General features: G+C 54.0%; 3 protein-coding genes and 1 pseudogene. All 4 read right to left on the bottom strand.

All coding sequences use genetic code 11. The annotated features are described in order from the left end of the window. Window positions 1-269: 269 nt before the first annotated feature. The gene (locus tag AAIL67_RS24560) at window positions 270-671 is read right to left on the bottom strand and encodes a cupin domain-containing protein (protein ID WP_343485385.1); all 402 of its coding nucleotides are present in this window, start codon (window positions 669-671) and stop codon (window positions 270-272) included. Window positions 672-719: 48 nt separating this feature from the next. Further along, window positions 720-1,589 (bottom strand): AraC family transcriptional regulator, encoded by an 870-nt coding sequence (locus AAIL67_RS24555; protein ID WP_343485384.1) that lies wholly within the window; start codon window positions 1,587-1,589, stop codon window positions 720-722. A gap of 459 nt (window positions 1,590-2,048) precedes the next feature. Beyond that, the gene (locus tag AAIL67_RS24550; RefSeq protein ID WP_343485383.1) at window positions 2,049-3,401 is read right to left on the bottom strand and encodes a hypothetical protein; all 1,353 of its coding nucleotides are present in this window, start codon (window positions 3,399-3,401) and stop codon (window positions 2,049-2,051) included. A 261-nt stretch (window positions 3,402-3,662) separates the two neighbouring features. Next, window positions 3,663-3,946, bottom strand: a pseudogene (locus AAIL67_RS24545) (hypothetical protein); the annotation flags it as partial.

The following is a 3,946-nucleotide window of genomic DNA, read 5'->3' as shown; positions in this document are numbered from 1 at the left end:
GGACGTCGGCCCCTGAAGAGACATTCGCGCTTCGACTTTGCTTAGTTTCGATTGAAGCCAGGGCTACCAATTAACGGACTATGTAATCCACTCCTCATCGGGACTTACTTAAGAACTCGTTTGCAAGCGGTCTGCGGGTCTTGAAATTAAGCATGCTTGCACATGTGGATACGTGAAGAGCAAGAACAGCTCTTAGCCGAAATCAACCCTCTCTAAAAGTATGCTGGACATGCACTCCACTACAGCGGCCCAGCGCCAATGCCTTGGTTTTATATCCAAATGTCGTTAGGAGCCCGTCGCTCCGAATCGCTATCCCCGGTGTTTGGAACCCCCATGGGCTCGATCATCAGCAGTTTGGCTTCCGTTGCCGCAAACGTTTTGTGTTCAACCTCTCTAGGAACCACAGCCATTTCGCCGGGTTGCAACTCTATGCTGTGGTCTCGGAAGTCGATTCTCAACACACCTTCCAGCACAATGAATGCCTCGTCGGTGTCGCTATGTGCATGCCAGATGAAGTCACCTGCAATCTTCACGACCTTGAACTGATAGTCGTTCATTTCAGCGACAACACGCGGCTGCCAATGGTCGTGGATAAGACCAATTTTGTGTACTAAGTTGATAGGCACCTGCTGCCCGCGATCCTTGGTAGGGGAAGAAGTGTTTACCGCCATGACTTGTCCTTTATCAATCAAAGGCTCAAGCGTAGGCAAAGTAAGCTGTTAGGTCTTGAACGTTTTTGCGCCAGAAGGCGCTGATGTGCGGAAGCGCATCATCCGCAACCATCGTCCAGGCGAAATGCCAAAGGTCTGGGTGAAATGACGTGTCATGTGCGCCTGGTCCGCAAACCCAGTGGATGCAGCCGCATCTGCGAGCGAAGCCCCTGAGAGCATACGTTGTCGTGCCGCATCAAGCTTGCGCAAGATCAAAAATCGCGAGGGACTAGTGCCATAGAACATGCGGAAATCGCGCGACAGACTCCAGCGGTCCCGCCCTGTGACGACACTGAGATCATCCATCGAGATGATGGATTGCCAAACGTCACACAAAAAATCATGAGCTAGTTTGGTGCTATGGAAGTCCCTGGCACGCTGCCCTCTGGTACAGCCTGCTTCGGCAAGGAGCGCGAGAGCAAGCTCCACAATGGCGTCCGTTTCTTCTATAGAGTTAGTTGGCCCATGCTGGTTGTCCAGCATGGCTTTGGCGGCCACCAGAAGACGTTGGGATTGCGTGATACCGCCTTCTATGTAGGGGAGCTCCAGCCCTCCGAGTACCTCCTGAATTAACGCCGGATTCACATAAATCATGCGGTAATGAAATCCGTCGTCAGTTCCTGCTTGACCGTCATGCGCTTCATCAGGATGCAGCACCATGGTGTGGCCTGGCAGGCTCTGTCGGTGAGCGCCTCGGTACTGAAAGGCTTGCACCCCTGCCATCGTGCAGCCAATGGCATAAGTGTCGTGTCGATGCATGCCGTAAGCGTTGCCCTGAAAGAAGGCTTCAATGCGCTCAATTCCATGCATCGTATCGGTACGACTAAGCCAGTTGTTTTGATCTAAAAACATCGCGTTCGTCATGATGCTTTCTAACATGGGTAGAAGTCTGGGACTGTGCTGAGCGGCACTGGCAATACCGAGTGGCCTGCGCTGCAGTGCCACCCAGTGCAGAACGGCTGAATTACCGCCAGCAAATCATCGAGCTGCGGCCGCTGGGTCCGCAGAAAGATCACCAATTCCTCCTGCACCACATTGGATGTAGTTTGCAGCCGATGGGCCGTGTGGCAGGCGTCTTGCACAGTGCTGCGGTCGCTATTTGCGAACATTGACCACACCAATGCCTTGTGGCTGAGCGAGCTCACGGTCGGCGTCACTGGCCTGTTGGAAGGCCAAGTGATTGGCCGTTGTAGTCGCGGCTGTGCAAGGCAATCAAAATGCCCTCTACTTTGCAGACGCTTGCCACCTTGCCAGAACTGCCTGCAGCGCTCACGCCATAGAGCAACGCTAGCCTGCTTTTAAACAGCCAATCATCTGAGGCCTAACAGGTAACCCATACTAGCGCCCCACACAATAGTAGCGAGAGCTAGGGCTGCCATGCCATGGGGCGCTTGATAGAGAAGGTTGCAACTTCGGTGAGCTCGGATGTTCGCACGCAGCCCATTGAATCCTGGTTGATTTGCTGATCAATTCTCTCCCTCCTGGCTTGATTGGACCAGCAGCCCCTTGGCCATTTTGGTTCACAAAAGAGACCCAGACGGGGAAAGTGCAAAGGTTCTGAAAGCTATCGCTGTTGTTGCTAAGTTTCGTGCACTGCTGACCGTCTCTGTACCCTTTGCCATCCGCGGCACTTGGCTGCGAATTACTCGTGTAGGAATTCGGTGCTGAAGCCGTGCTTGACCTTGAATTGAAGTTGTTGCTCGCCATGGCTGCAGCCCCAGAGCCCGCCTGTGAGGCTGAGCGAGATGCTGATGCAGACACCCCGGCCGACGACTGGCTACGTACAGAACTGCCGGAACCACGGGCGGCTTGTGCAATCTGGCCCGTAGCTTGAACGAGTGCACTTAGCGTGCTTGTCTGAATACTGCTGCTTGAAGTAGCACGTTTAGTTGAGGAAGCAGATGCCGTGCTTTCCGCTTGCAATTTGGCAACAAGGTTGGTTTTCTTCCGACGCGTATCTTTAGCAAGACTCTCTACAAGACTGGCTCTCCGTGGCTCGCCCACCTGACGAAGAGTCTCAGCATAGGCATCGTAGTAATCCGCCTCAACAAATGAACGAGCACCCTGCGACGGCTGGCAGTATTGAAGAGAGCTGCAGTCAATGCCCGTGGCTGACTTAGCCGCCTCCGCAGCTTTCGCCATCGCTCCTTGAAGCGTATCGATGCGCTGCCGAATATCGGGAGTAGCGTACGGCTCCATAGAAGAGCCCAAGGGCAACCGCGGATCCCAATAACCGCGATCCAGATACAACGTCATGACACGATTCCACAGAGCCTCATCTTGGTTGGAAGCAGCCAGGGATAGATACGCTGATGCGTAATACATCTGGAACAAGTGATCTGGGTTCTCATCAGCCACATGCAATGACAGCAAAGCTATATCCAGGGCATCTTTCGGACGCTTCTCACGAAGGTCAGACACGGCGCTTCCCAGGTTCGACATGGTAGTTATGATGTCAGCGTTGCATCCCAAAGCAGTTGTCTTGATTCCTGCAATGGCCTTATCCATTGTGCTGGAGTCAAATCGCCCCTCTCGCTTTTCTACACCAATCGCGGTCCCGTAGAAGCCAACGCTACTGCTGCAGCCCGAAGCTCTCTCAGCGTACTCCACAAAATCCGAGCCAGTAGCCGCACAGCCGGAAAGTCCTGCAAGAGCCAAAGCAGACATTCCCAACCCAAGAATCTTCAACATAGTTTCCCCTCCAGTGCATGCTCGACTGAACTAACCTCAGACGCCGACATGATAGGCGGAGCAACCATTCTTTGAATCATTTGTTTACATGTGACGCAAGCATCCAGAGAGATCCTTGTCGACTCTGGGCCGCGCCAGTCATCGGATATGTGCCGCTGCACACAGCAAACTCAAACGAGGCTGAAATATATCAATGCTCTCATCCGGGCCCGCCCGAACTAAGGAGGCAAGCTGCGAGCCTGAGAGGCACTTTGACAAGCCTCAGGAACCAAGCGGGGCGGCATCAAACACGCCAACCCGCGCCAGTCTGAGCAGTTGCCCAGCTTCCCGCACTGTCCCGGCTAGCCACTGATCAATGTCGTGCATCTCGATCGGGATCACGCTGCACTTGTCTTGCTGGTCCGCCGGCAGCTTGGGGTCTGGCTTGTGCATGCGACTCATCAGGGGATGTGAGTCTGCAATCAACAAGGGCGGCACGAAGCCGCCCTTGTTAGGTGAGTTGCGGTTAGCACCAAAGAAGTGCTGCCGTCCTGTTATGCCTTTGA

This window comes from Comamonas sp. A7-5 (assembly GCF_039581385.1).
GTDB classification, from domain to species: domain Bacteria; phylum Pseudomonadota; class Gammaproteobacteria; order Burkholderiales; family Burkholderiaceae_C; genus Comamonas; species Comamonas thiooxydans.
This window is presented reverse-complemented; position numbering and strand designations above follow the sequence as displayed.

Coding starts and splice junctions, on each gene's coding strand:
- AAIL67_RS24560 (WP_343485385.1), bottom strand. CDS start 671: ATGGCGGTAAACACTTCTTCCCCTACCAAGGATCGCGGGCAGCAGGTG.
- AAIL67_RS24555 (WP_343485384.1), bottom strand. CDS start 1,589: ATGTTAGAAAGCATCATGACGAACGCGATGTTTTTAGATCAAAACAAC.
- AAIL67_RS24550 (WP_343485383.1), bottom strand. CDS start 3,401: ATGTTGAAGATTCTTGGGTTGGGAATGTCTGCTTTGGCTCTTGCAGGA.